Source organism: Ponticoccus sp. (in: a-proteobacteria), from assembly GCF_048381735.1.
Genome location: NZ_JBLXGL010000005.1, coordinates 199375 through 224210, shown reverse-complemented (window position 1 = coordinate 224210; position 24836 = coordinate 199375). Strand labels below are relative to the sequence as shown.

Here is a 24836-nt window from a genome sequence, read left to right as displayed (position 1 = left end):
CCCATTGCCGGACCCGCGCCCCGGGTCCGGCCCCTGACCGGAGCCTTCGATGTCCCGCCGCCTGACGCCCTACCTACTGATCGCGCCGCTTCTGACCTTCATCGCGGTCTTCACCTACCTGCCGATCCTGTCCAGCGTGAACCTGTCGTTTCGCGAGTGGGATTTCCTGACCGATGGCAAGCCCTGGGTCTGGATGGAAAACTACCGGCTGGTGCTGTCCTCGTCCGAGTTCTGGAACGCCGTCCGGGTGACGGGGATCTTCGCGCTGATCTCGGTGCCGCTGCGGCTGGCGCTGGCGCTGGCCATTGCCAGCTACCTCGTGCGCGAGGCCCTGCCGCAGCGCCTGTTGCGCGGCGCGCTGTTCCTGCCCTCGGTCACCTCGACCGTGGCCATCGCGGTGGTCTTCTCGTGGCTCTTCGCCACCGACTACGGGGTCATCAATGCCGCTCTCGCGGCCTTCGGCATCCCCAAGGTCTACTGGCTGCAAAACCCGCAACTGGCGCTTTGGGTGATCGTGCTGGTCAACACCTGGAAGCAGCTGGGCTACGACATCGTGCTCTACATTGCCGGGCTTCAGGCGATTTCGAACGATCTGTACGACGCGGCGGATGTCGACGGGGGCGGGCGCTTCCACGTCTTCCGCCGCGTGACCGTGCCGCTGGTCATGCCGACCACCTATTTCCTGCTGGTGATCTCTGTCATCGAGGCCTTCCAGGTCTTCACCGTCGTCGATGTCATGACCCGGGGCGGCCCGGCGGGCGCCACCGACATGATCGTCAATATGCTCTACCGCGTCGGCTTTACGCTGTTCGACATCGGGCAGGGGTCGGCCATCGCCGTGCTGCTCTTCGTGCTGCTGATCGCGCTGGCCATCTTCAAGGCCCGGGTTCTGGGTCGGAGGGTTCACTATGAAGCCTGAGACGCTCTGGACCGGCGCCGCGCTTGTGGCGGGGCTGCTGTTCCTCTCGCCGGTGCTCTACACCATCTGGATGTCGGTCCTGACGGTCGACAGCTACTATGCCGGCGACCCCGTGCTGACGCTGGACAACTACCGCACCGCCTTCGGGCAATACGACTTCCTGCGCTACCTGCTGAACTCCCTGCTGGTGTCGGGGGTGGTGACGCTGGGCGGTCTGGCGCTGGCGGTCATGGCGGCCTTCGCCTTTGCGCGCTTCGCCTTTCCCGGCGGCGATTTCCTGTTTGCCGCGGTTGTCGCGACGCTGATGATCCCCGGCCATATCACGCTGATCCCGAACTACCTGACGCTGGCCCGCGTGGGCCTGCTGGACACCTACGCGGGCCTGATCCTGCCCGCCATTTCCAACGGCTTCGCGGCCTTCTTCCTGCGCCAGTACATCCGGGGCATCCCGCGCGCGCTGGACGAGGCCGCCTATATGGACGGCGCCACGCCGCTACAGGTGCTCTGGCGGGTGATCGTGCCGCTGGCGCGCCCGGCAATCCTGTCGATGGGGCTCTATATCTTCATCGCCGAGTGGAACAACTACATCTGGCCGCTGGTGGCGATCAGCGACAGCGATCTCTACACGCTTCAGATCGGTCTGGCCAAGCTCTATCGCGAGAACCCCGGCGAGGACGTCATTAACTGGCCGCTCGTCATGGCCGCCTCGACCATCACCATCCTTCCCATCCTGATCGGCTTCCTTGCGGTCGAGCGCCATCTGGTGCGCGGCATCACCATGGGAGCGGTCAAATGACCCAAGAGAAAGGGCAGAGCATGACCCGCATCGCTTCGCATCGCGGCGGCACGCTGGAATTCGGCGACAGCACCCCGCAGGGCTTTCGCGCCACCGCCGCAATGGCCGTGGACGAGGTCGAATTCGACCTGCACCCGACGCGTGACGGGGCGATCATCGTGCACCACGACGCCACGCTGGACCGCACCACCGACACCCGTGGCGCCATCGCCGAGCTGACAGAGGCCCAGGTCCGCGCCGCGGTGATCGACTTCGGCGCGGGCGGCCACCCGCTGACGCTGGCCGAGCTCTGCGCGCTCTACCGCGACAGCCACGTGGATTTCCGCTGCGAGTTCAAGCCCGACGCGCAGGGCCGCGCCTACCGCGGCCTGATCGAACCGGCGCTGGCGGTGCTGGAGGCCGAGGGCATGCTGCACCGCACCACCTTCTCGTCCTTCCTGATCGAGACGCAGGACGCGCTGGCGCGCCTGACCGACCGGCCCCGGCTGTGGCTGGTCAGCCCCGCCGTGCTGCGGCAGGTCGGAACGGCCGGGGTGATCGAGCTGGCGCAGGCCCATGCCATCCCCGAGATCGCCGTGCCGATCGACATCGCCGATGCCGCGCTGATGCGCCAGATCCGCGAGGCCGGGCTGGATTTCGGCTGTTTCGCCGCGCATACGGCGGCGCAGATCGACCGGGCCCTGGCGCTGGGGATCAAGGTCTTCACCACCGACCGGCCCAGCCTTGCCATCGCGCGCCGCGCCCTGCACCGGGGGGCGGCGGCATGACCGGCATCACGCTCAGCGACATCCGCAAGAGCTATGCCGGTGGCGCCCCGGTGCTGCACGGCGTGTCGATGGACATCCGCGCCGGAGAATTCGTGGTGATCGTCGGCCCCTCGGGCTGCGGCAAGTCCACGCTTCTGCGCATGATCGCCGGGCTGGAGACCTGTGAAGAGGGCGAAATCGCCATCGGCGGGCGCCGCGTGAACGAGATCGCGCCGCGCGACCGCGACATCGCCATGATCTTTCAGAACTACGCGCTCTATCCCCATATGACGGTGCGCGAGAACATCGCCTTCGGGCTGGAGCTGCGCGGGATGAAACGCGCCGCCCGCACAGCGCGCGCCGAAGAGGTGGCGCGGATGCTGCACCTGGACCCGTACCTTGACCGCAAGCCCGGCGCGCTCTCGGGCGGGCAGCGGCAGCGGGTCGCCATGGGCCGTGCCATGGCGCGGGACGCTGGTGTCTTCCTGATGGACGAGCCGCTGTCGAACCTCGACAATGCGCTGCGGGTCGAGATGCGGTCCGAGATCAAGGCGCTGCACCGCACGGTCGGCGCGACGCTGGTCTACGTGACCCACGACCAGACAGAGGCGCTGTCCATGGCCGACCGCGTTGCCGTCATGCATGGCGGCCACCTGCAACAGTTCGACACGCCCGCCGCGATCTACGACCGGCCCGCGAACCGCTTTGTCGCCGGGTTCCTCGGCCAGCCGCCGATGAACTTCCTGCTCGCCGGGGATATGCCGGGCTGGCAGGGTGCGCGGGACGTGACACTGGGCCTGCGGCCCGACATGATCGCGCTGGCGCCAGCGGGGCAGGGGCTGCAGGGACGGGTGATCCTGTCAGAGATGACCGGTTCCGACGTGACCCTGCACGTCGATACCGACGCGGGCCGCCTTGTGGTCACCGCGCCGCGCCGCGCGGTCGAGGGGATGGAAGAGACCGTCGGCCTGCGGCCCGACCTGACCCGCGCCCATGTCTTCGACAGCGCCACGGGCCAGCGGGTCGCGGCGCATCCCGAGACGGTTTCGCAGATGGCCTGAGACAGGCGCCGGTTGGGGCTGTTCGCCGCCATCAGTGCGCGCTGTGCCGCGCGCCACGGCGGTATCGGGCATGGTGATCCGCACCAACCACGGGGACAGCCCGACCGCCCGGAATGTCTGGACCGGTGTCGGCGCGGCGGCCTTCCTGGCCGCGAGGCGGTGATGGTCCACCGGCAGCATACCGGCGGCAAGCGCATGCCGCCGGACACCCGCAGGGGGTCAAGGCAGCGACAGCATGGGCCTGTCTTTTCGTCCGGGAAGCCGGTCCCATGTCGGACCTGAGGGCGGATCTGTAACCTGCGGGAGCCGGTTCTTGGCTTCGCCACACTCTGCAGCGGTCCGGTCGTCTTCAAAGGCTTTCCGTGCGCAATGAAAAAGGTTCAACAAAACCCTTTAGGGCGTTGTCCTAATGGGGGAATATCGGCCCGAACCTGCACCTTCACCCAACCAACCCATACATCTGATAATCGTTATTATGTAAATAGTGGATCAAGACACGGACTGGCACCGCCGTGGTTTCGGCCTCGCCGCGCCCCTCAGTGCTCCGGTCATGCGCGCGCCCATATCGCGCCGCCCGCGAGGATCTCTTGACCGCAGCGCCTTCGTGTCTGAAGGGTCACCGTCCCGGACCGACCGGTTTTAGGCGCTGGACAGTGCCGTGATCCGGCCTTTACCGTCCCGCCAAGTTTTCCGGAGCCTCCAATGACATCCATCCTTATCCTCAACGGGCCGAACCTCAACCTGCTCGGCACGCGCCAGCCCGAAATCTACGGTCACACCACGCTCGCCGATGTCGAAGAGATGTGCCGCAGCCATGGCAAGGCCCGTGGCATCGACATCGCCTGTGCCCAGTCCAACCACGAAGGCGCTCTGGTGACCGCCATCCAGGACGCGCGCGGCACCCATGACGGTATCGTCTTCAACGCCGGCGCCTATACGCACACGTCGATCGCGCTGATGGATGCCATCAAGGGCGCCGAGGCCAAGGTGGTTGAGCTTCACCTCTCAAACGTCCATGCGCGCGAGGAATTCCGGCACCGGTCCTTCATTTCTCCGGTGGCGATTGGGGTCATCGCGGGCTTCGGCGCCCAGGGCTATATCCTGGCCATCGACGCGCTGGCCGCGCATCTCGGAGCGGCGTGATGAAGGAGGATCTCAGGGAATACCTGATTGCGCTCACCAATGCCGCCACGGTCGAAGACCTGTGGTCCATGCACTGCCAGCGCATGGATGGCTATGGTTTCGACCGTCTGATCTACGGCTTCACGCGCTTCATGACCGCGACCTCCTTTGGCGATCCCAACGACTTCGTCGTACTGTCGAACCACACGGCGGCCTATCGCAAGGGTTTTGTCGAGGACGGACTTTATAAATATGCGCCCATGGTTCGCTGGGCGCTGGAGAACGAGGGCCATTGCAGCTGGCGCGCGCTGGCCGAGCAGATCAACAAGGGCACGCTGGACGAGCTTGCGCAGAAGGTCGTGGCCTTCAACCTGACCCACAAGGTCCATGCGGGCTATACCATCAGCTTCAAGTCCGTGTCGCACCGTACCAAGGGCGCGATCTCGCTGACCACCCGGGCCGAGATGAACCAGGACCAGGCGGATGCCATCTGGGCGGAACACGGGCCGGATATCGTGCTGTGCAACAACCTGGCGCATCTGAAGATCCTCACCCTGCCCGTTCCGCTGCCGAACCAGAACCTGACGCCGCGCCAACGCGAGGCGCTGGAATGGGTCGGAGACGGCAAGACCATGCAGGACATTGCGCAGATCATGGGCCTGACCCAGGCCACCATCGAAAAGCACCTGCGCCTTGCCCGGGAAACCCTGAACGTCGAGACCACCGCGCAGGCCGTGGCCAAGGCCGCGTTCCACAACCAGATGTTCATCATCGAGGCGTGAATCGCCCCGGTCGTCGCGAGGCGGCGCGGCCCGAGCCCTTCGTCCGAAAGCCCTGCTAATTATGACAGGTCCAACCGGGTAAGCTGCGTTAATCCCCCGTGAATTCACCTCTTTTACCGGTTGGTCAGGAAATCCGGACTTCCTTTGAATCGCGGAAGCGGTCAATCTGAACCCGTTCCGTGAGTGGTGGCTTTGGCCATGGAACGAAGGGGCGCCAACCCGTGGATTTCCGGGCTCTGGAGTCTCATCATCGGCGCAAGCCGGGCTGGCTTGGTGGTGCAATTACCGCGCCACCAAGTCAGCATCCCCTTCGGGGTCCCTGGACATCATCCCCAATGTCTCGTTCCGGGGGCCCCGATCCCTGAACGGGCGCAACCCCCGCCAGTCCGACCCGCGTGACCGCTTGCCGGGACCGGCTCTTTTTTCCGAAACAGGCAGGACCGGCGCCAAACCTTCCGTTGCGCGGCTGGGTATGCCCCTGCCGCTACGGCCGCGGGACGCGCGGCCCCTGCCCCGTCAGGCACGGAAAAAGGCGCGAGGTTTCCCCCGCGCCCTGTTTTCTCCGCCGTACCGGACCGGTGTCAGCCCTGAGCGGCCTTGGCCACCTCGGCTGCGAAGTCTTCCTTCTCGACCTCGATGCCTTCACCGACCTGCATGCGCACGAAACCGGTGATCTCGGCACCGGCCTCCTTGGCGGCCTGCTCCACTGTCAGGTCGGGGTTCAGCGCGAAGGGCTGACCGACAAGGGTGATCTCGGCGAGGAACTTCTTCATGCGGCCTTCGATCATCTTCTCGATGACCTGCTCGGGCTTGCCGGACTCGCGCGCGATGTCGATCTGAACCTGACGCTCTTTCTCGACGACCGATGCGTCCAGCTCGGACTCGTTCAGCGCGGCAGGGTTCGCGGCGGCGATGTGCATGGCGACCTGACGGCCGAACTCTTCCGAGCCGCCCTTCATCGCGACCAGCACGCCGATCTGGCCCATGCCATCGGTGGCGGCATTGTGGATGTAGGATGCGACCACATCACCAGTGACCTTGGCCATCCGGCGCAGGGTCATGTTCTCGCCGATCTTGGCGACCGCGTCGGTGATGTTCTCGCTGACCGGCTTGCCGTTCAGCGGAGCATCGGCCAGCGCCTCGGTGCTGTCGACGGTCAGGGCGGTCTTGGCGATACCGCCGACCATTTCCTGGAAGCCCGCGTTCTTGGCAACGAAGTCGGTTTCCGAGTTCACCTCGACGGCAACGCCGGTGCCGCCATCGATGGCGACGGCCACAAGGCCCTCTGCCGCGGTGCGGCCGGACTTCTTGGCAGCCTTGGCAAGGCCCTTGGTGCGCAGCCAGTCAACGGCGGCATCCATGTTGCCGTCGTTCTCGACCAGTGCCTTCTTGGCGTCCATCATGCCTGCGCCGGTCATCTCGCGCAGTTCTTTCACCTGGGATGCGGTGATTGCCATGTGCTGGCTCTCCTCATGTCTGTCTTGCGGGGCGGCAAAGGGGCCCCGGGCCCCCTTGCCTTGTCACGCAGATGTATCGCTTTCGCGACAGCGGGATCAGGCGGTCTCGCCGGTCTCGGCGAGGGTTTCCTCGACCGGGGCCTCTTCGAAGGCGCCGATGTCCACGCCGGCGGCTTCCATCTGGCCGGTCATGCCGTCCAGGGCCGCGCGGGACACGAGATCGCAGTACAGCGCGATGGCGCGGGCCGCGTCGTCGTTGCCGGGGATGATGTAATCCACACCCTCGGGCGAGCAGTTGGTGTCGACGATGGCGACAACCGGGATGCCCAGCTTGTTGGCTTCGGCAACGGCCAGAGCCTCTTTCTTGACGTCGATGACGAACAGCATGTCCGGCACGCCGCCCATCTCACGGATGCCGCCCAGCGAAGCCTGCAGCTTCTGCTGGTCACGCTCCATGCCCAGACGCTCTTTCTTGGTGAGACCCTCGGCGCCACCTTCCATCGTCTCGTCGATCTGACGCAGGCGGTTGATCGACTGCGAGACGGTCTGCCAGTTGGTCAGCGTGCCGCCCAGCCAGCGGTGGTTCATGTAGTACTGGGCGCATTTCTCGGCCGCCTCGGCGATCGGCTGCGCGGCCTGGCGCTTGGTGCCGACGAACAGCACGCGGCCGTTCTTGGCAACGCAGTCGCGGATCGCGTTCAGCGCGGCGTCCAGCATCGGGACGGTCTGCGTCAGGTCCATGATGTGGATGCCGTTGCGCGCACCGTAGATGAACTCGCCCATGCGGGGGTTCCAGCGCTGCGTCTGGTGGCCAAAGTGCACGCCTGCTTCAAGCAGCTGGCGCATGGTGAACTCGGGAAGAGCCATGCCTTCTATCCTTTCCGGTTTCATGCCTCGGCGGGGGATCAAGGCTGATGCCTCAACCGGTGGACCCCTGGGGATGTCTGTCCAATGGGCCCGCCCCCGCCTGCGGGGTTCGTGAGCGCGCCATTAGACCATGGCGCGCCCGAAGGCAAGCGCAAATCCAGCCTGTGCCGCCGGGCGGCACCCCAAAACAGGGCGTCGCATAGGCCCCGCGAAACCTCGGCGCCGCCCCCTGCTTCTCTGGTCCCTCAAATACCCTCGGGGGAGCGCAGCGGGGGCAGAGCCCCCTCCGCCCGGGCCCCCTCCACCCGGGCCGCAGACGCCCGGCGCTACAGGAAAACCCGCTCCACGACCCAGTAGGCCCCGACAAGGGCGATGGCGGCAGAGGCCGGGACGGCGACGAAGCGGCGGTAGGCATGCAGGCGGTCGACGAAGCTTGCCGACAGCAGGCACAGCACCGACAGCCCCGCCAGCGGCCACAGGAAGACCGGCGCCCCCGCGCCCATCCTCTGGACAAAACCCGGGCCGTCCAGCAGGAATCCAAGCGCCAGGAAGCTTAGGGCCAGCACGCCGTAGACCACCTGCCCGGTGCGCGGATCGACCCGCAGCGCATCGACCCGCTGGGCCAGCACCACCAGCAGGAAGGCGATGGCGATGACCGTCAGCTGCCCGAGTTCCACCCCCAGGTTGAAGCCGATCAGCGCCGGAAGGAACTGGCCGGCGGGCAGCCCGAATTCCCCCAGAACGCTGGCGAAGCCCAGCCCGTGCAGCAGGCCGAAGACAAAGATCACCACCGGGCGCCAGCGGTGCAACCCATGGGCAAAGATGTTCTCGACCGCGACATAGACGATCGAGGCGGCGATGATCGGCTCGACGATGCTGCCGGGGATCGTGACACGGCCGAGTGCCCCCAGCGCCAGCGTCACCGTATGCGCCAGCGTGAAGGCCGAGACCTGCCAGAGCAGCGGCCCCAGCCGGGTCGAGAGGAAGAAGAGCCCCAGCACGAAAAGGATGTGATCCAGCCCCATGGGCAGGATATGTTCGAAGCCCACGGGGATATAGCCGAGGAAGGTCTCGACCCCGCCGGGGGCATCGCCACCCGCAAGGGTGATCGGCTCGGAGGGACCGCCGGTCAGGTAGCCGGTAAACCCCGCCTCGACCCCCTGCTGGCGCAGGATCAGCGTGCCGTATTGCGCGGGCCAGGTGACCACCAGCCTCCCGGCACCTTCCGGCAGGGTGCCGCCGAGAAACAGCCGGGTCTCGCGCGGAAGCTCGGGGTTTGCAATGTCATCCACCTCGACCCGGTCCAGGCTCAGCGGCACCGCCGAACCATCCGAAGTGACGGAGACCGGGCCGAGAAGCCTGTCCTGCTCCGCTTCGACGCGGGCCGTGAGTTCGGCGGGCGCCAGCGCGCGCAACGCGTCCACGGCCCCCGATCCGGCTGTGTCGTTGGTGTCCTCGACCCCTTCCAGATCGACGCCCGCCAGCAGCGGCTCCGCCGTCAGCCGCAGCACCAGCGAAAGGACGCGGCCCTCGGTCTCTAGGTCTGCGATGGCGGGCCGGACCTCATGCGCGGCGGCGGCAGTGATCGAAAGAAACAGCGCCATCGCGGCGCAGAGAAGACGGGTCATGCAGGCGGCCTTTTGTCCGGGAGTCCCCGGCAGAAGATGACGCGGCGAAAGGGTCGGTCAAGGCCGTGGCGCGCGGATTGGCACAGCCGGCACTGCCCCGCAGGCCACGCCGCGAAAGCGGAACGGGGGCCGTGTCCCGGTTGGCGAGAATGGGGGCTGAGCGCCCTGCCCCGACACATCCGGAGGGATTTGTCTTGAGCCTTGGGGGATCGACGGTTGCGGCGCTCCGAAAAACCACCGGTTCCGCCCCCGACTGGCTGGCTCTTGGCTCTTCGCCAACCTGCCCGGTTTTCAACCACTGGGGCCATGGGGCGGGACGGAAGGCGCTTCGAAGCGCCTTCCCCGCATCTCAACCGTTGCGCCGAAGGCGCGAGCCGGCCCCGGGGCTCCGCCCGTTCGCATCTTGAAAGGTCCCCCGGACCTTTCATCGCGCCGAAGGCGCGACCCGATGCTCACCCCAGGGCATAGCCCGCGCCGCGGACGGTGCGCAGGGGGTCGGCGCCGCCGTGCTGGCCAAGCGCCTTGCGCAGGCGCCCGATGTGGACATCGACGGTGCGGGTGTCGACATAGATGTCGCGGCCCCAGACCCGGTCCAGCAATTGCTCTCGCGACCAGACGCGGCCCGGCTTCTCCATGAAGGTGGACAGCAGCCGGAACTCGGTCGGGCCAAGCTTCAGCTCCTTGCCCTTGCGGGTCACGCGGTGGGTTTCGGCATCCAGCACGATGTCTTCATACTCCAGCCGCAGCCCCGCCGCCGCCGGGCGGGTGCGGCGCAGCTGGGCGCGCACCCGCGCCATCAGCTCGATCACCGAGTAGGGCTTGACCACGTAATCGTCGGCGCCGGTTTCCAGCCCGCGCACGCGGTCCACCTCTTCCGAGCGCGCCGACAGCATGATGATCGGCACGTTGCGGGTTTCGGGCCGCGTCTTGATGCGGCGGCAGACCTCGATGCCCGAGACATTCGGCAGCATCCAGTCCAGCACGATGATGTCCGGGCTTTCCTCGGCAAGGAGGATCATCGCCTCCTCGCCGTTCTCGGCGCGGGCCACGCGAAAGCCCTCTGCCTCGAGGTTGTAGGACAGGACTTCGCGCTGTGCCGGTTCGTCCTCGACGACGAGGACCGTGGGTTGGTCGTTGCTCAAGGCGTCAGGCCTCGTGCTGCGGCGAAAGGCTGAGGTCCGACGAGGTCAGATCCGCCTTCTGGCGCTGTTCGTCGGGCTTTTCGCCGGTGGTCAGGAAGATCACCTGCTCGGCGATCGCGGTGACGTGGTCGCCCATGCGCTCGATGTTCTTGGCGATGAAATGCAGATGCATGCAGGCGGTGATGTTGCGCGGGTCTTCCATCATGAAGGTCAGGAACTCGCGGAACAGCGTGTTGTACATCTCGTCGACGTCGCGGTCGCGCTCGATCACGTCCGCGGCCAGCGCGGTGTCGCGCTGGATGTAGCTGTCGAGCGCGTCCTTGAGCATCAGCTCGACCTCGCGCGCCATGCGGCGCAGCGAGGTGGCGGTGCCGCCAACCTGGTGCAGCTGCACCAGAACGCCGGTCCGCTTGGCCATGTTCTTGGACAGATCGCCGATGCGTTCGAGGTTGGCCGACATGCGCATGACGGAAAGCACCACGCGCAGGTCGATGGCCGAGGGGGCGCGCAGCGCGATCACACGGGCGGCCTCGTCCTGAAGGGCCTCTTCGAGCGCGTCGATGACGGCATCGCCCTGACGCACCTTTTCGGCCAGTTCCTGATCGCGGGTGTCCAGCGACTTGGCGGCGCCCTGGATGGCGGCCTCCACGAGGCCCCCCATCTTCATGATCTGCGCCTGGATGCCTTCGAGGTCGCGGTCGAAGGCGCTGGAGATATGCTGCTTCAGGTCGCTCATTATCCGATCCGTCCCGTGATGTAGCTTTCGGTGCGGGGATCTTCGGGGTTGGTGAAGATCTTCCCGGTTTCGCCAAACTCGACAAGGTTGCCGAGATGGAAGAAGGCGGTCTTCTGGCTGACGCGCGCGGCCTGCTGCATCGAGTGGGTCACGATGACCACCGAATACTGGCTGCGCAGCTCGTCGATCAGTTCCTCGACCTGCGCCGTGGCGATGGGGTCGAGCGCCGAGCAGGGTTCGTCCATCAGCAGGACCTCGGGTTCGGTGGCAACGGCGCGGGCGATGCACAGGCGCTGCTGCTGGCCGCCGGACAGGCCGGTGCCGGGCTTGTCCAGACGGTCCTTGACCTCGTCCCAGATGGCGCCGCGACGCAGCGACTTTTCGACGATCTCGTCAAGCTCGGCCTTGTTCTTGGCCAGCCCGTGGATGCGCGGGCCATAGGCGATGTTGTCGTAGATCGACTTCGGGAAGGGGTTCGGTTTCTGGAACACCATGCCGACCTTGGCGCGCAGCTGCACCGGGTCGACGCGCTTGTCGTAGATATCCTCGCCGTCGATCAGGATGTCGCCCTCGACGCGGCAGATGTCGATGGTGTCGTTCATCCGGTTGATGCAGCGCAGGAAGGTCGACTTGCCACAGCCCGAGGGACCGATGAAGGCGGTCACGGTCTTGTCCTCGATGGAGACATTCACGTCCTTGATGGCATGGGTGTCGCCGTAGTAGACCTGCACGCCCCTGGCGGCGATCTTCACGTCGTTCTGCGTCACGGTTCTCTCCGTCGTGTGCGGTGCGTCATACATATTCATATACCTCTCCCGGTTCGGGTTACCAACGCCGCGTCTGCGCGGCCCTTGGCTGGGGGTGGTTACCAGCGGCGCTCGAAGCGACGGCGGAGGATGATGGCGATGATGTTCATGGTCAGCAGGAACATCAGCAGGATGATGATGCCGCCCCAGGCCTTGTCGTAGAAGGCCGCGTCAGAGCGTGCCGCCCAGGTGTAGATCTGCGCGGGCATGGCAGAGTTGGGTTCCACGAAGCCCTGCAGGAAGCCGTCGGGATAGCCCCGGGCGACAAAGCCGACCATGCCGATCAGCAGCAGCGGTGCGGTTTCCCCCAGCGCCTGCGCCAGGCCGATGATGGTGCCGGTCAGGATGCCGGGCATCGCCAGAGGCAGGACGTGGTGGAACACCGCCTGCATCTTCGAGGCCCCGACCCCCAGCGCCGCATCGCGGATCGAGGGCGGCACCGACTTCAGCGAGGCACGGGTCGAGATGATGATCGTCGGCAGCGTCATCAGCGTCAGCACCAGACCACCGACCAGCGGCGCCGACTGCGGCAGGTGCATGAACTGGATGAACACCGCAAGGCCGAGGATACCGAAGACGATAGAGGGCACGGCGGCGAGGTTCGAGATGTTCACCTCGATCAGGTCGGTCCACTTGTTCTGCGGCGCGAATTCCTCGAGGTAGATCGAGGCCGCGACGCCGATGGGCAGCGACAGGAAGAGCACCACCAGCATCATGAAGAACGAGCCGATGACAGAGGCGCCGATGCCCGCGCCGCCGGGGTTGTCCACACCCGAGTCCGCGCCGGTGATGAAGGGCCAGTTGAACTCTGACGTGATCACGCCCGCCTCGGACAGCGCGTCCGCAAGGTCGAGGTCGGCGGCCATCAGGAAGCGGCTGTCTTCCATCGTCTCGCGGGTCACGCGGCCGTTGAAGTAGCCGTCGACGCGGCTGGAGGTCGGCAGGCTGAAGGCCACCGCCTGCCCGAGGTCGCCGGGGTTTGCGGTGTAATGCTCGCGGATGGCAGAGCCGACCTTGCCCATCATGCGCTCGATGGTGGCCTCGTCAAAGGCGATCTGGACCCCGTCCTCCTGCAGCTTCTGCTGCACGGCGGCGATGAAGTAGTCGGAATAGGCCTTGGTCTTGAAAAGCGTGCCCTCGGCGGCGTCGAACTGTTCCTGCGTCAGGGTGAAGTCGACAGAGACCACGGTGCGGGTGAAGGCCCGTGTGCCGTTCGACAGGATCGATGCGGCGAGCACCACCAGGAAGAACAGGCCCACGCAGATCGCGGCGATGCCATAGGCCTTGAACCGCTTTTCCGAGGCGTTGCGCTTCTTCGTGCGGGCGTTGACAGAGTGGATCGAAGAGCGGCGCGGAGCGCTGCCGCCGTCGTGAAGGCTGAGATCGGACATCAGTCGTACTGCTCCCGGTATTTGCGCACGATATAAAGGGCGAAGACGTTCAGCCCCAGCGTGATGACGAAAAGGGTCATGCCAAGCGCGAAGGCCACCAGCGCCTCGGGCGAGGCAAAATCGGCGTCGCCGGTCAGCTGGCTGACGATCTTGGCGGTGACGGTGGTCATGGCCTCGAAGGGGTTGAGCGACAGCCGGGCCGCGGCCCCTGCCCCCAGCACCACGATCATGGTCTCACCGATGGCGCGGCTGGCGGCCAGCAGGACGGCGCCCACGATGCCCGGCAGGGCGGCGGGCAGGACAACCTGCTTGATGGTCTCGGACTTGGTGGCGCCCAGGCCGTAGCTGCCATCCCGCATGGCCTGCGGCACGGCGTTGATGATGTCGTCGGACAGCGAGGACACGAAGGGGATCAGCATGATGCCCATGACCAGACCGGCGGTCATGACGGCGGTGCCGGACTGCATCCAGCCAAAGCCCTCGCGACCGAAGACGCTCATCAGAAGCGGGCCGACCGTCAGCAGGGCAAAGAGGCCGTAGACGATGGTCGGGATACCGGCCAGCACTTCGAGCATGGGCTTGGCAAAGGACCGCACGCGCGGCGAGGCGTATTCCGACAGGTAGACCGCCGCGAACAGGCCGATGGGCACGGCCACCGCCAGCGCGACGATGGAAATGTAGAAGGTGCCCCAGAGCAGCGCGATAATGCCAAGCTGGGAAGACCCGCCCCGGCCCGAGAAGCTGGGCGCCCATTCGGTGCCGAAGAAGAAATCGGTCGCGGGGTACAGCCGGAAGAACTCGACGGTGTTGAAGACCAGCGACAGCACGATGCCGATGGTGGTCAGGACGGCGATCGAGGCGGCCCCGATCAGCAGCGCCTTGACGCCCTGCTCGACGGTGTTGCGGGCGCGGAACTCGGGGTTTGTCTCGCGGATCGCCAGCAGCGCACCGGCCAGCGCCACAAGGACGACAAGCGCGCTCATGGCAAGGTTGCCGGTCGCGTTCAGCCCGCGGAACCGCTGCGCCGCGTTGAGGATCGGCGTCGTCACCTCGGAGGTCACGATCTGGCCCGCGTCCCGCAGCGTCTGCGCGATGGCTTCGGGATCGGCCCCGGGGTCGCGGGCGGCCTCTTCGGACAGAAGCCCCATGCCGGTCACGGCGTCCAGCCCGCTCGACAGGCGGCGAATCTCGGACATCACCAGGCTCTGGCTGCCGGCGGTCTGCGCGGCCTCTTCGGGGATCATGCCCGACACGCTGTTGCTCACGACCAGCGGCTGCACCAGCAGCCAGACGATCATCAGCAGGAAGGCCGGCACGATGGCCTTGAGCACGACATTGTAGCCGTAATAGCCCGGCAGGGAATGCAGGCGGCGCCCGTCGCCCCCGACGCTTTGCAGGGCGCGCTTGCGCCCGATGACAAAGCCGGTCGCGGCGATCGCGAGCACGATTAAGATGAGCCAGAAAATCGGCATATGCCCCCCGTATTCCTTTTCGGTAACGGTCCGTGATGGAAATTGGGGGCGGCGGAATGCGCCGCCCCCGTGGTCGTCAGACCGGATTACATGCCCGAGGACATGGTCTCTTCTGCTTCGACGGCGGCCTGGGTGGCTGCCAGCTCGGGGTCGGACACGAGGCCATAGTTGGCCAGCGGGCCGGAGGGGCCTGCCAGCTCGTCAGCGACGAAGAACTGGGCGTATTCCTTCAGGCCCGGGATCACGCCGATGTGGGCTTTCTTCACGTAGAAGAACAGCGGGCGCGACACGGGGTATTCGCCGGTCGAGATGCTCTCGGTGGTGGGCTCGACGCCGGACATGGTCGCGACCTTCAGCTTGTCGGTGTTGTTCTCGTAGAACGCCAGGCCGAAGACGCCGATGCCGTTGGTGTTGCTGTCGATGCGTGCCAGCGTCTCGGTGTAGTCGCCGTCGATGTCGACCGACTTGCCGTCGGTGCGCACGGCCAGGCAGGCGTCCTCGGCGTCGTCTTCGGACATGCCGCCGTCGATCATCGCCTGCATGGCGCCGGTTGCTTCACAGCCGGGCAGCAGGACCTTCTCTTCGAAGACTTCGCGCGTGCCGTGCTTGGTGCCGGGGATGAACATGGCGATCTCGACGGCGGGCAGGTCGCCGTTGAACTCGTCCCAGGTGGTGTTGGCGTTGTCGACCAGTTCGCCGTCTTTCATGACCTTGGAGCCGATGGCGTTGTAGATGTCGGCCGGTTCGAAAGCGGTGAAGGCGGGGCCGGACTGCTGGCTGGCGAAGACGATGCCGTCATAGCCGATGCGGACTTCGATGATGTCGGTCACGCCGTTGGCCGCGCAGGCTTCGATTTCCTTTTCGCGGATCTTGCGCGAGGCGTTGGCGACGTCGATGGTGTTCTCGCCCACGCCTTCGCAGAAGCGCTTCAGACCGGCGGAGGAGCCACCCGATTCAACGACCGGCGTCGGGAAGTCGGTGTTCTCGCCGAAGGCTTCGGCCACGATCGAGGCATAGGGCAGCACGGTCGAGGAACCGGCGACCTGCACGTTGTCGCGGGCAGCGGCAGAGGTTGCTGCGACGGCGGCAATCGCCAGAGCGGAGGCGGTCAGTTTGACAGACATGTGGAAAACTCCATCCAGGTATCTTTTCGGAATCGATCACCGAACCGGTGATCTCCGGGTGTGACGCCTAGACCCGGCGGACCAAGCTTTTGTGACACTTGCGTAACGATTTTATGACAGTGTCAGATTGGCGGCCCGGATTGCCGCCCGGGTGGCAAGCCCTACACCCTATGGTTGCGCCTGAGTGCTCTGCGCCACCGCAGGGTGCAGGGCGGCCTTGGCTGACATGGGACCACACCTCGGCGCCCTGCCCCGCGCCCGAATGCGCCCCGGCGCGGATCCGATGGCCTTGCAGCGGCCCGGCCCGGCCCGGCAAGGAAGGTATCGACCGGCGCAGTACGGGCAACAGGCCGCTCCGCCGCCCCGCCCGGGACGAGAGCAGGATAGCGCAGCGGCTTCGCCCGTTCTGTCCAAGGCGGCGCATCCCCGGCCCATGCGAGGGGGCCCTGACCCCGGCCATGGTCGGGCGAGACCGGCAGACCCGGTGAATCCGGGGAAAGCAGCCTCTACGGCCCCCTTAAAGACTGGTCTTCACGCATGATCCGGTCTAAGCAGTCCGTCGCCGGGGCGCCGGGCGGCGCAGGACCCGGCCAGTATCGAGAAGGGGCCGGGACATGTCAGCACTGAACATCAAGAAGGGATCGTCGAAGCATTCCGCCTATAACCTGCGGCCCAGCTTCTCGGACGTGACCGAAACCCATACCATCGCCGTTCTGGTGGAAAACGAGCCCGGCGTGCTGGCGCGGGTGATCGGCCTGTTCTCGGGGCGTGGCTACAACATCGACAGCCTCACCGTGGCCGAGGTCGACCACGAGGGCCACCTGAGCCGCATCACCATCGTCACCAGCGGCACCCCGCAAGTGATCGAGCAGATCAAGGCGCAGCTTGGCCGGATCGTCTCTGTCCACGACGTGCACGACCTGACGGTCGAGGGTGGCTCTGTCGAGCGCGAACTGGCGCTGTTCAAGGTCAAGGGCGGTGGCGAAAAGCGCGTCGAGGCGCTGCGGCTGGCGGATATCTTCCGCGCCAATGTGGTCGATTCGACGCTGGAGAGCTTTGTCTTCCAACTGACCGGCACGCCGGACAAGATCGATGCCTTTGCCGACCTGATGCGGCCGCTGGGCCTGATGGAAGTGGCCCGGACGGGCGTCGCCGCGCTGAGCCGCGGCGCATAACAAGCCAGCCGCGCTGAGCCGCGGCGCGTAACGCATGACGGGCTGAGTCGTGGCGCCCACGCGGGCCACGAAGCGCACCGCAAAATCCACTGCGCCCCGTTTCCTCGCCGATCAGCGACAAGGGCTGCGCCGTCCTGCGCGGGTGGCGCACAAGCGCCGCCTCAGAGGGGCGGGACGGCGCTGCCCGACCTGCCGTCGGGCGGAACCCGCGTGCGCAGCCCAACACACAGACCGCAACGGGTGGGCGCCGCCCTCCAGGCCCACAAGCCCCCCTAGTGCCCCCAGGGCACACCCGACTGCGCCCCCCCCACGGGCCGACGCAGCCCTTGTCTTGTCCTCTGACCGTCGCGCCCCTTTCCGCTCCTCCGGGTCAGCCGTCGCCGCATCCCCCTTGCGCCCGCCTTCCCGACACGGCAGCTATGCGCCAACACGCCCGAAGGAGAGCCGCCCGTGAAGAAGACCCTGCAACGCCCCGTCGTGCCCCTCGCCGGTGTCTCTTCCCCGGTGGTGCCCGGCATCATGCCCTCTGTCGTCTATGCCTCTGACACGCCCGACAGCCTTGATGCGCAATACGAAGGCGCCACGCAGGGCTTTACCTATGCCCGCGAAGGCCACCCCAACGCCGAGATGCTGGCCCGCCGCATCGACGCCATGGAAGGCGCCGAAAACGGCATTGTCACCGGTTCTGGCATGGCCGCCGTCGCCGCCGTCCTGCTGGGCCTGACCCGGACCGGCGACCACGTGATCGGCGGCAACCAGCTGTATGGCCGCTCGCTGCGGATGATGGCCGAGGACCTGCCGCGCATGGGCGTGACGACCTCCCTCGTCGATGTCACCCGCGCCGAGTCAGTGGCCGAGGCGATCCGCCCGGAAACCCGCATGGTGCTGATCGAGGTCGTCTCGAACCCGACGCTGCGGATCGCCGACCTCGACGGCATCGCCGCCCTCTGCCGCGACAAGGGTGTGCTGCTGGTGGTGGACAACACCTTTACCACCCCCAGCGCCGTGAAGCCCTTCGAGCATGGCGCCGATATCGTCCTGCATTCGGTCACGAAGCTGCTGGCCGGGCACTCTGACGCGACGCTGGGCTGGGTTGCGGCGAGGGACAGCGCCCTGAACGAGCGCCTGCGCGTCTTCGCCGTCACCACCGGAATGACCGCCAGCCCCTTCGACTGCTGGCTGGCGGAGCGCGGCCTTGCCACCTTCGACCTGCGCTTTGCCCGCGCGCAGGAGACCGCGCAGCGGCTTGCGGACATGCTGGCCGAAACCCCCGGCGTGACCCGCATTCTCTACCCCACCCGCGCCGACCACCCCGAGGCCGCGCGCGCCCAGTCTCTGCTGAAAGGACGCGGCTGCAACATGGTCAGCTTCGAGATCGCCGGCGGGCGCGCCGCCGCCAATGCACTGACGACCGCCGCGCAGGGCATCGCCTTTGCACCGACGCTGGGCGACGTGGGCACGACGCTCTCGCACCCGGCCTCGTCCTCGCACCGGGCCCTGACGCCCGAAGGCCGGGCCGCACTGGGCATCTCCGAAGGCTTCTTCCGGGTCTCGGTCGGCCTTGAGGATCCCCGGGCACTTCTGGCTACCTTCGCCGACGGCCTCGCTGCGGCGCGGGCCGTGGCAGGCTGAGCCCGATGCAGGTTCCCGCCGACCATATGCTCGAGGCCATGCCGCTGCCGGCGCTGATCATCCGCCGGGACGAGCGCATCGGCGCCGCCAACGCCCCGGCCCGGGCGCTTCTGGGCCGCGAAATCGTCGAGCGCCACTTCATCACCGCCCTTCGGCAGCCCGACCTGCTGGATGCCATCGAAGGCTGCCTGCGTGACGGCACCGCGCGGCGCACCGATTTCCTGAGCCTGAACGCGCGGCAGGAAATGACCTACCGGGTGCTGGTGGTGCCGCTTCCGCTGGCCAGTGGCACCGGCGTGGTGGTCAGCTTCGAGGATGTCTCGCATCTCGAACAGACCGTGCAGATGCGCCGCGACTTCGTCGCCAACGTCAGCCACGAGCTGCGCACGCCGCTGACCGCGCTGATCGGTTTCATCGAGACGATCAAGGGCCCGGCCCGCAACGACCCGGCCGGACAGGCGCGGTTTCTGGACATCATGGAGGGCGAGGCGCAGCGCATGGTGCGGCTGGTGGCGGACCTTCTGTCGCTGAGCCGGGTGGAAGCCGAAGAGCGCGTGCGCCCCTCTGACCCGGTCGACCTTGGCGATCTGGTGCGCGCGACGCTGCACGGCCTGACGACGATTGCCTCTGACGCCGGGGTCACGCTGGTGCAGGAGCTGCCCGACGAGCCGGTGCGCGTGCCCGGCGATCCGGACCAGTTGCGGCAGGTGCTGACGAACCTCGTGGAGAACGGCATCAAATACGCGGGCGGCGATGCCACTGTCATCGTGCGGCTGAGCGCCCCGGATTACGAGCCGCGCCTGCGTGGACGCGGTGTTCAGCTGGTGGTGGCGGACACCGGACCGGGGATCGAGGCGATCCACCTGCCCCGCCTGACGGAACGCTTTTACCGCGTGGACAGCCACCGCTCTCGCGAAAAAGGCGGCACGGGGCTTGGACTTGCCATCGTGAAACATATCGTCAACCGCCACCGCGGGCGAATGCGGGTGGACAGCACTAGGGGCGAAGGCACGACGGTCACCATCCTGCTGCCGCTGGAGTGACCGCCGCGCCGGACTCGGCAAAGCCGCGCGCCCGCGCCCTTCCCGCCAGGCGCTGACCGGCCCCGGTCCGAAAGCGGCAAACGTCGCGAAAAGGCTCTGCCTTGCGTCCGGACGCGCGGCCCCTGTCGAGGCGCCGCGCGTCCGTCATTTCACGACCGTCAGATTGCCGCGACCCCAAGCTTCGCGCCGGTTTGCGCGGGTTGCGCCCCTGCACGGAAGCTCTGAGGGGATGTCCGGATGATCATCTCGGCAATGGCGAGGTTGATCGGGAAACAGACCATATGCGCCAGCGTGAGGCCAAGCATGGAGTCCATACCCATCGCGGCAAATAGCGTGACCAGAAGATAGACCGTCAGGATTGCCATCAGGATCGCGTAGCTTCTCAGCATCCACTGGCCGTGTTTTTCATACTGACCCTGCCGGATGCGGAAGAAGGCGATCACGATGAAGGCAATGCCCAGGCATCCGCCAAGGATATTGGCAACGATGGCCTTGGGGCCGCCCTCCATGGGCAAAGCGGCAGAAACATAGGCCCCAAGCCCCAATCCGAGTACCGCCGTAAACGTGTAAAGATATCCCGACGCGCGGTGCAGCAGCGGCATGTTGTCCCGAACATAGGGCACAAACTGAACCATCCCGACCAACAGGGCGATAGAGGCCCCTGCAATATGCCCGACGAGGGTAAACTCATGCTGATGGTAAAGCGGCTTCTGATGGGCCGCGAACTCGGTCCAGAAGCTGCCCATTTGCCCGGACAGGCTGTTGAAGAACGCATCTGTTTCGGCCAGTGCGTCCACCGCATCGGCCCCCTGAAACAAATAGCGCAGGGAATAGACCGCAATCAGCGCCGCCAAGGCGCCTGTGAGCCAAAGCAGAAGTCGTTTTACAATTTTTACCATGAGGCGTCTCTACATTGTGCAGGGCGCGGGGGCCCGGAGGACACCGGCGCGCGGACCTGAAACATTTCCAAAGGGTTAGCGGGCGGCACGCCCCAGCGCGGCCACCGCGTCCGACCATCTCTCGACGACTTTCGGCGCCGGATGGCTGGCTTCTGAAAAATGCGTGACGCGCAACGGCTTTATCCCGACGTAGCCGAAGACCTGCGCGCGCAGCTGGCGCACCATCGCCCGCCCATAGGCAAGCCGGAAGAACCAGTCCGGGGTATCGGATGTCATGATCAGCCGCGCGGTCCGACCGGCCAGAAGCGGCTTGGGCAGCCCCAGCCGTTTCTGGCGCGGATCGAAGGCAAAGCCGGGCAGAAGAACGCGGTCGAACAGGCCTTTCAGCTTGGCCGGAACACCACCCCACCACATCGGGGTCAACAGGACGACATGTTCGCTCCACTCCAGGTCGGCCGCGACCGCCTGCAGGTCGTCCTCCAGCGGTTTCAGGGTCTTGTAGCTGCCCTCGCCAAAGTCGGGATCGAACGTGAGATCGTGCAGATGGGTTAGCCGCAGGTCGTGACCTGCCTTGGTCGCGGCCTGCGCGTAGGCCTCGGACAGCCGCTTTGACAGCGAGGTTCCGCCCGGGTGCCCGTTCAGGACGAATATTCGTTTCTTCATCGATGATGATCCAATAAATGACCGTGGTCACTTTTCATACGGACAATGTTGACCACGGTCAATATTTGCATTAGTGAAAATTCCATGACGCGCGCCAGGCAAGCCAGAAGCATTCGAACCAGAGAGACGCTTTTAAGTTTGGCGCGGGAAAAGGCCTCTGCCGTCGGCTATGGCGCGCTGCGCGTCGAAGACATCGTCTCGGCGGCGGGAATGGCCAAGGGCACGTTCTTTTCTCATTTCAAAGACAAAGACGCCCTGATGGACATCCTGATCGCCGAGCGCCTGAACGCGCTGCTTGACGGGATGGAAACGGCCCCGAAATTCCAGAGCGTCGCGGACGTGGTGGCGGGCCTGATGCCCTATTTGGCCTTCATATCCAGCGAGCGCTATGTCTTCGACCTATACCTGCGCCTGTCAGGGGCGCTGAAGGTCGAGGAAATCGGCGAAATCGCGGAGTCGCTGGTCAGGCTGGATCGCATTCTCATCGAGAAGCTGGACAGAGACCGGTTCAGGCAGGATGTTTCGCCCGAATTGTTGTCAGAGGGCATTCAGGCCTTCTGCATCAGCTCGATCGCCTTCAGCTTTTGTGCGCTTCACAGCAGCCAGAATGTGGAGAACAGGCTGGAAACGCAGCTGACGGCCTGGCTCTGCCCGGGCTGAGGCCGGATCGCTTGCTGCGCAAGTCCGCGTGGACACCGTCAAATCAAAGGGGACACGTCCAACGGGCCGCGACCCCACGCCGCCCGATCCCGGACTGCCGACACCGGCCCCGGGCCAAAAGCCGGACCAATCGGCCCCACACACATGAAAACGCCCGGGCCGAAGCCCGGGCGTTTATCCTTCATGCCAGTCCGATCAGACCAGCACCGCGCCCTTGCCGGCAATCGCGTTGGTCGCCTTGGCGTCGCCGAGCAGCATCTTGTTGTGCGGCTCGCCCGACGGGATCATCGGGAAGCAGTTCTCGTGCTTCTCGACGAGGCAATCCATGATCACCGGGCCGTCGTGCTCGATCATCTCCATCAGCGCGTCGTCCAGATCCGCCGGGTCCGAGCACTGGATGCCCTTGGCGCCAAAGGCCTCGGCCAGCTTGACGAAGTCCGGCAGCGCCTCGGACCAGCTTTGCGAGTAGCGCTCGCCGTGCAGAAGCTGCTGCCACTGGCGCACCATGCCCAGACGCTCGTTGTTGAGGATGAACTGCTTGACCGGCAGGCGGTACTGCACCGCCGTGCCCATCTCCTGCATGTTCATCAGCCACGAGGCCTCGCCCGCCACGTTGATCACCAGCGCTTCGGGGTGCGCCATCTGGACGCCGATGGAGGCCGGGAAGCCGTAGCCCATCGTCCCCAGACCGCCCGAGGTCATCCAGCGGTTCGGATCCTCGAAGCCCAGGTACTGCGCGGCCCACATCTGGTGCTGGCCGACCTCGGTGCAGATATAGCGGTCACGGCCCTTGGTCAGCGCCTCCAGCCGCGCCAGCGCGTGCTGCGGACGGATCGCGCCCTCGGACGGCTTGTACTTCAGGCAATCGACCTTCTGCCACTTCTCGATCTGGGTCCACCACTTGGCCAGCGCCTCGCGGTTAACCTTGCGACCGCGCGATTTCCACAGGTGCAGCACGTCTTCCAGCACATGGGCCACATCGCCGACGATGGGGAAATCGGTCTTGATCACCTTGTTGATCGACGAGGGGTCGATGTCGATATGGGCCTTCTTCGAGTTCGGGCTGAAGGCGTCGATGCGGCCCGTGATGCGGTCGTCGAAACGCGCGCCCACGTTGATCATCAGGTCACAGCCGTGCATGGCGAGGTTGGCCTCGTAAAGCCCGTGCATCCCCAGCATGCCCAGCCAGGCCTTGCCGCTCGCCGGATAGGCGCCAAGCCCCATCAGCGTGGAGGTGATCGGAAAACCCGTCGCCTCGACCAGTTCGCGCAGCAGCTGGCTGGCCGCCGGGCCAGAGTTGATCACGCCGCCGCCGGTGTAGAAGACCGGCTTCTCGGCCACTTCCAGCGCCTCGACAAGCGCCTGGATCATCTCGGGGTCGCCCTTGACCTGCGGCATGTAATGCGAGGTCTTGGCCTTGGCTTTCTGGGTATACTGGCCGCTGGCGAACTGCACGTCCTTGGGGATGTCGATCAGCACCGGACCGGGACGGCCCGAGGTGGCGACGTGAAAGGCCTCGTGGATGGTGCCCGACAGCTTGTCGGTCTCTTTCACCAGCCAGTTGTGTTTCGTGCAGGGCCGCGTGATGCCGATGGTGTCCGCCTCCTGAAAGGCGTCAGAGCCGATCATGAAGGTCGGGACCTGCCCGGTCAGGACGACCAGCGGGATGGAATCCATCAGCGCATCGGTCAGGCCGGTGACGGCGTTCGTGGCGCCGGGTCCAGAGGTCACGAGGCAGACACCCGGCTTGCCGGTCGAGCGGGCATAGCCCTCGGCGGCGTGCACCGCGCCCTGTTCGTGACGGACGAGAACGTGCTTGATGTCGTTTTGCTGAAAGATCTCGTCGTAGATGGGTAGAACGGCGCCGCCGGGATAGCCGAATACCGTGTCCACACCCTGATCCTTCAGGGCCTGAACCACCATTTTCGCTCCGGTCATCTGACGTGTCATCGGTTCATCTCCATCTCCGACACTGCGTTTAGCGGGTATAAAAAAGCCCCCGTCCGGTCTGGCGGGGGCGCATGGGTCCTCATCTGGGAAACCGTTACCGGCCCATGCGCGCTTTCCCTACGATGACGACTAGCGTGATCACCTGTTCAGGCTCCTTTACTCCGCGTCGAGACATTATGACCGGGGTCCGGGCAGGTCAACCGGGCGCACCCGAAAAATCTGTCCCGCGCGGCGTTTTTTCTTTGCGATTATTGCGCGGTATTTTGCCGGCAGGTGCGCGCATGCGCGCCGACCTGTGCGCAGAGAGTCAATTGCAACAATGCGCTCATGTTTGTGAATTGCCAGAAAGGGTCAAATTTGTGATCCTGATGACACAGAAACAGGGTGATTTGCACCCAAAAGCAGGTGGGGCAAGGGACCCCGGGAGGGCCAGGGATGGCACGCAATCTATTCTATCGGGATTTCACACTGTGCAAGGCGGCGGCTCTGGTCGCGCTGATCGGTCTGGCGGCGGCATTGGGCGGGGTGCCACACGCCTCTGACCTGGCCGACAACGAGCCGGACATCGAACATGAGGCGCGGGTGATGCCCGACACGCTTCTGACGCAGCTTGCCGCCTGTACAGAGGCCTCAAAGGTCAACGTCCGGCTGTAACAGGCTGACAGAGAAACAGTGCCGGGGCGCACGGGGAAACCCGGCGCCCTTTTGGTTTCCGCCGGATGTCCGTAGCGACCGGATGCCCCGGTCGCAGCGCTGCGCCATCGC

General features: G+C 65.8%; 23 protein-coding genes. 11 read left to right on the top strand and 12 right to left on the bottom strand.

Features of this window, described 5'->3' with window-relative positions; translation table 11 throughout:
• Window positions 1-49: 49 nt before the first annotated feature.
• The 6 genes from ACN5KJ_RS11895 (at window position 50) to ACN5KJ_RS11870 (ending at window position 5426) form a co-directional block, all read left to right on the top strand.
• Complete coding sequence (locus ACN5KJ_RS11895; protein ID WP_418594176.1) at window positions 50-919, top strand: carbohydrate ABC transporter permease; 870 nt, start codon at window positions 50-52, stop codon at window positions 917-919.
• Window positions 909-1715, top strand: a complete 807-nt coding sequence (locus tag ACN5KJ_RS11890) for a carbohydrate ABC transporter permease (RefSeq protein ID WP_418594174.1) — start codon at window positions 909-911, stop codon at window positions 1713-1715. Before ACN5KJ_RS11895 ends, ACN5KJ_RS11890 begins: the two co-directional genes overlap by 11 nt.
• Window positions 1712-2482, top strand: coding sequence for a glycerophosphodiester phosphodiesterase family protein (locus ACN5KJ_RS11885; RefSeq protein WP_418594173.1), 771 nt, complete (start codon window positions 1712-1714; stop codon window positions 2480-2482). Before ACN5KJ_RS11890 ends, ACN5KJ_RS11885 begins: the two co-directional genes overlap by 4 nt.
• Window positions 2479-3522: an ABC transporter ATP-binding protein gene (locus ACN5KJ_RS11880; protein WP_418594172.1), complete on the top strand. Its 1044-nt coding sequence runs from the start codon at window positions 2479-2481 to the stop codon at window positions 3520-3522. Before ACN5KJ_RS11885 ends, ACN5KJ_RS11880 begins: the two co-directional genes overlap by 4 nt.
• Before the next feature lie 702 nt (window positions 3523-4224).
• The gene (gene aroQ / locus ACN5KJ_RS11875; RefSeq protein ID WP_418594170.1) at window positions 4225-4665 is read left to right on the top strand and encodes a type II 3-dehydroquinate dehydratase; all 441 of its coding nucleotides are present in this window, start codon (window positions 4225-4227) and stop codon (window positions 4663-4665) included.
• Complete coding sequence (locus ACN5KJ_RS11870) at window positions 4665-5426, top strand: helix-turn-helix transcriptional regulator (RefSeq protein ID WP_418594168.1); 762 nt, start codon at window positions 4665-4667, stop codon at window positions 5424-5426. The genes aroQ and ACN5KJ_RS11870 overlap by 1 nt, the downstream gene beginning before the upstream one ends.
• A 581-nt stretch (window positions 5427-6007) precedes the next feature.
• Here ACN5KJ_RS11870 and tsf read toward each other — a convergent pair.
• From tsf to ACN5KJ_RS11825, 9 genes are all read right to left on the bottom strand, one after another.
• Window positions 6008-6883: a translation elongation factor Ts gene (tsf, locus tag ACN5KJ_RS11865; RefSeq protein WP_418594166.1), complete on the bottom strand. Its 876-nt coding sequence runs from the start codon at window positions 6881-6883 to the stop codon at window positions 6008-6010.
• Window positions 6884-6979: 96 nt separating this feature from the next.
• Window positions 6980-7750, bottom strand: a complete 771-nt coding sequence (gene rpsB, locus ACN5KJ_RS11860) for a 30S ribosomal protein S2 (RefSeq protein WP_418594164.1) — start codon at window positions 7748-7750, stop codon at window positions 6980-6982.
• A gap of 326 nt (window positions 7751-8076) precedes the next feature.
• Window positions 8077-9378 (bottom strand): HupE/UreJ family protein, encoded by a 1302-nt coding sequence (locus ACN5KJ_RS11855; protein ID WP_418594162.1) that lies wholly within the window; start codon window positions 9376-9378, stop codon window positions 8077-8079.
• Window positions 9379-9830: 452 nt separating this feature from the next.
• Window positions 9831-10520: a phosphate regulon transcriptional regulator PhoB gene (gene phoB / locus ACN5KJ_RS11850; RefSeq protein WP_347167703.1), complete on the bottom strand. Its 690-nt coding sequence runs from the start codon at window positions 10518-10520 to the stop codon at window positions 9831-9833.
• A gap of 4 nt (window positions 10521-10524) precedes the next feature.
• Complete coding sequence (gene phoU, locus ACN5KJ_RS11845; protein WP_418594160.1) at window positions 10525-11256, bottom strand: phosphate signaling complex protein PhoU; 732 nt, start codon at window positions 11254-11256, stop codon at window positions 10525-10527.
• Complete coding sequence (pstB, locus tag ACN5KJ_RS11840) at window positions 11256-12056, bottom strand: phosphate ABC transporter ATP-binding protein PstB (RefSeq protein WP_418594212.1); 801 nt, start codon at window positions 12054-12056, stop codon at window positions 11256-11258. The genes phoU and pstB overlap by 1 nt, the downstream gene beginning before the upstream one ends.
• Window positions 12057-12121: 65 nt before the next feature.
• Window positions 12122-13453 (bottom strand): phosphate ABC transporter permease PstA, encoded by a 1332-nt coding sequence (pstA, locus tag ACN5KJ_RS11835; protein ID WP_418594158.1) that lies wholly within the window; start codon window positions 13451-13453, stop codon window positions 12122-12124.
• Entirely contained in the window at window positions 13453-14925 is a 1473-nt protein-coding gene (gene pstC / locus ACN5KJ_RS11830; protein WP_418594157.1) for a phosphate ABC transporter permease subunit PstC, read from the bottom strand. Before pstC ends, pstA begins: the two co-directional genes overlap by 1 nt.
• A gap of 86 nt (window positions 14926-15011) precedes the next feature.
• Window positions 15012-16049 carry a substrate-binding domain-containing protein gene (locus ACN5KJ_RS11825; RefSeq protein WP_418594156.1) on the bottom strand — a complete coding sequence of 346 codons (1038 nt, stop codon included), beginning with the start codon at window positions 16047-16049 and terminating at the stop codon, window positions 15012-15014.
• Between the two features lie 614 nt (window positions 16050-16663).
• Here ACN5KJ_RS11825 and ilvN point away from each other — a divergent pair.
• From ilvN to ACN5KJ_RS11810, 3 genes are all read left to right on the top strand, one after another.
• Window positions 16664-17224: an acetolactate synthase small subunit gene (gene ilvN / locus ACN5KJ_RS11820; protein WP_023850684.1), complete on the top strand. Its 561-nt coding sequence runs from the start codon at window positions 16664-16666 to the stop codon at window positions 17222-17224.
• Window positions 17225-17743: 519 nt separating this feature from the next.
• The gene (locus ACN5KJ_RS11815) at window positions 17744-18856 is read left to right on the top strand and encodes a trans-sulfuration enzyme family protein (RefSeq protein WP_418594210.1); all 1113 of its coding nucleotides are present in this window, start codon (window positions 17744-17746) and stop codon (window positions 18854-18856) included.
• A 5-nt stretch (window positions 18857-18861) separates the two neighbouring features.
• Window positions 18862-19899: a sensor histidine kinase gene (locus ACN5KJ_RS11810; RefSeq protein WP_418594154.1), complete on the top strand. Its 1038-nt coding sequence runs from the start codon at window positions 18862-18864 to the stop codon at window positions 19897-19899.
• A 158-nt stretch (window positions 19900-20057) separates the two neighbouring features.
• On the opposite strand, the gene ACN5KJ_RS11805 is transcribed toward ACN5KJ_RS11810, so the two are convergent.
• Window positions 20058-20798, bottom strand: coding sequence for a DUF2306 domain-containing protein (locus ACN5KJ_RS11805; RefSeq protein ID WP_418594152.1), 741 nt, complete (start codon window positions 20796-20798; stop codon window positions 20058-20060).
• A gap of 75 nt (window positions 20799-20873) precedes the next feature.
• On the bottom strand, window positions 20874-21461 hold the full coding sequence (locus tag ACN5KJ_RS11800; protein ID WP_418594150.1) for an NAD(P)H-dependent oxidoreductase: 588 nt from the start codon (window positions 21459-21461) through the stop codon (window positions 20874-20876).
• A gap of 84 nt (window positions 21462-21545) precedes the next feature.
• Here ACN5KJ_RS11800 and ACN5KJ_RS11795 point away from each other — a divergent pair, with 84 nt between their 5' ends.
• Complete coding sequence (locus tag ACN5KJ_RS11795; protein WP_418594149.1) at window positions 21546-22121, top strand: TetR/AcrR family transcriptional regulator; 576 nt, start codon at window positions 21546-21548, stop codon at window positions 22119-22121.
• A gap of 195 nt (window positions 22122-22316) precedes the next feature.
• On the opposite strand, the gene ACN5KJ_RS11790 is transcribed toward ACN5KJ_RS11795, so the two are convergent.
• Window positions 22317-24071 carry an acetolactate synthase 3 large subunit gene (locus ACN5KJ_RS11790; protein ID WP_347167712.1) on the bottom strand — a complete coding sequence of 585 codons (1755 nt, stop codon included), beginning with the start codon at window positions 24069-24071 and terminating at the stop codon, window positions 22317-22319.
• A 435-nt stretch (window positions 24072-24506) separates the two neighbouring features.
• On the opposite strand from ACN5KJ_RS11790, the gene ACN5KJ_RS11785 reads away from it, so the two are divergent.
• Entirely contained in the window at window positions 24507-24725 is a 219-nt protein-coding gene (locus tag ACN5KJ_RS11785; protein WP_418594147.1) for a hypothetical protein, read from the top strand.
• Window positions 24726-24836: the final 111 nt, after the last annotated feature.

Excerpts from the sequence above, each read along its gene's own strand:
- ACN5KJ_RS11895 (WP_418594176.1), top strand. The coding sequence starts at position 50 with ATGTCCCGCCGCCTGACGCCCTACCTACTGATCGCGCCGCTTCTGACC.
- ACN5KJ_RS11890 (WP_418594174.1), top strand. The coding sequence starts at position 909 with ATGAAGCCTGAGACGCTCTGGACCGGCGCCGCGCTTGTGGCGGGGCTG.
- ACN5KJ_RS11885 (WP_418594173.1), top strand. The coding sequence starts at position 1,712 with ATGACCCAAGAGAAAGGGCAGAGCATGACCCGCATCGCTTCGCATCGC.
- ACN5KJ_RS11880 (WP_418594172.1), top strand. The coding sequence starts at position 2,479 with ATGACCGGCATCACGCTCAGCGACATCCGCAAGAGCTATGCCGGTGGC.
- aroQ (WP_418594170.1), top strand. The coding sequence starts at position 4,225 with ATGACATCCATCCTTATCCTCAACGGGCCGAACCTCAACCTGCTCGGC.
- ACN5KJ_RS11870 (WP_418594168.1), top strand. The coding sequence starts at position 4,665 with ATGAAGGAGGATCTCAGGGAATACCTGATTGCGCTCACCAATGCCGCC.
- tsf (WP_418594166.1), bottom strand. The coding sequence starts at position 6,883 with ATGGCAATCACCGCATCCCAGGTGAAAGAACTGCGCGAGATGACCGGC.
- rpsB (WP_418594164.1), bottom strand. The coding sequence starts at position 7,750 with ATGGCTCTTCCCGAGTTCACCATGCGCCAGCTGCTTGAAGCAGGCGTG.
- ACN5KJ_RS11855 (WP_418594162.1), bottom strand. The coding sequence starts at position 9,378 with ATGACCCGTCTTCTCTGCGCCGCGATGGCGCTGTTTCTTTCGATCACT.
- phoU (WP_418594160.1), bottom strand. The coding sequence starts at position 11,256 with ATGAGCGACCTGAAGCAGCATATCTCCAGCGCCTTCGACCGCGACCTC.
- pstB (WP_418594212.1), bottom strand. The coding sequence starts at position 12,056 with ATGTATGACGCACCGCACACGACGGAGAGAACCGTGACGCAGAACGAC.
- pstA (WP_418594158.1), bottom strand. The coding sequence starts at position 13,453 with ATGTCCGATCTCAGCCTTCACGACGGCGGCAGCGCTCCGCGCCGCTCT.
- pstC (WP_418594157.1), bottom strand. The coding sequence starts at position 14,925 with ATGCCGATTTTCTGGCTCATCTTAATCGTGCTCGCGATCGCCGCGACC.
- ACN5KJ_RS11825 (WP_418594156.1), bottom strand. The coding sequence starts at position 16,049 with ATGTCTGTCAAACTGACCGCCTCCGCTCTGGCGATTGCCGCCGTCGCA.
- ilvN (WP_023850684.1), top strand. The coding sequence starts at position 16,664 with ATGTCAGCACTGAACATCAAGAAGGGATCGTCGAAGCATTCCGCCTAT.
- ACN5KJ_RS11815 (WP_418594210.1), top strand. The coding sequence starts at position 17,744 with ATGCCCTCTGTCGTCTATGCCTCTGACACGCCCGACAGCCTTGATGCG.
- ACN5KJ_RS11810 (WP_418594154.1), top strand. The coding sequence starts at position 18,862 with ATGCAGGTTCCCGCCGACCATATGCTCGAGGCCATGCCGCTGCCGGCG.
- ACN5KJ_RS11805 (WP_418594152.1), bottom strand. The coding sequence starts at position 20,798 with ATGGTAAAAATTGTAAAACGACTTCTGCTTTGGCTCACAGGCGCCTTG.
- ACN5KJ_RS11800 (WP_418594150.1), bottom strand. The coding sequence starts at position 21,461 with ATGAAGAAACGAATATTCGTCCTGAACGGGCACCCGGGCGGAACCTCG.
- ACN5KJ_RS11795 (WP_418594149.1), top strand. The coding sequence starts at position 21,546 with ATGACGCGCGCCAGGCAAGCCAGAAGCATTCGAACCAGAGAGACGCTT.
- ACN5KJ_RS11790 (WP_347167712.1), bottom strand. The coding sequence starts at position 24,071 with ATGACACGTCAGATGACCGGAGCGAAAATGGTGGTTCAGGCCCTGAAG.
- ACN5KJ_RS11785 (WP_418594147.1), top strand. The coding sequence starts at position 24,507 with ATGGCACGCAATCTATTCTATCGGGATTTCACACTGTGCAAGGCGGCG.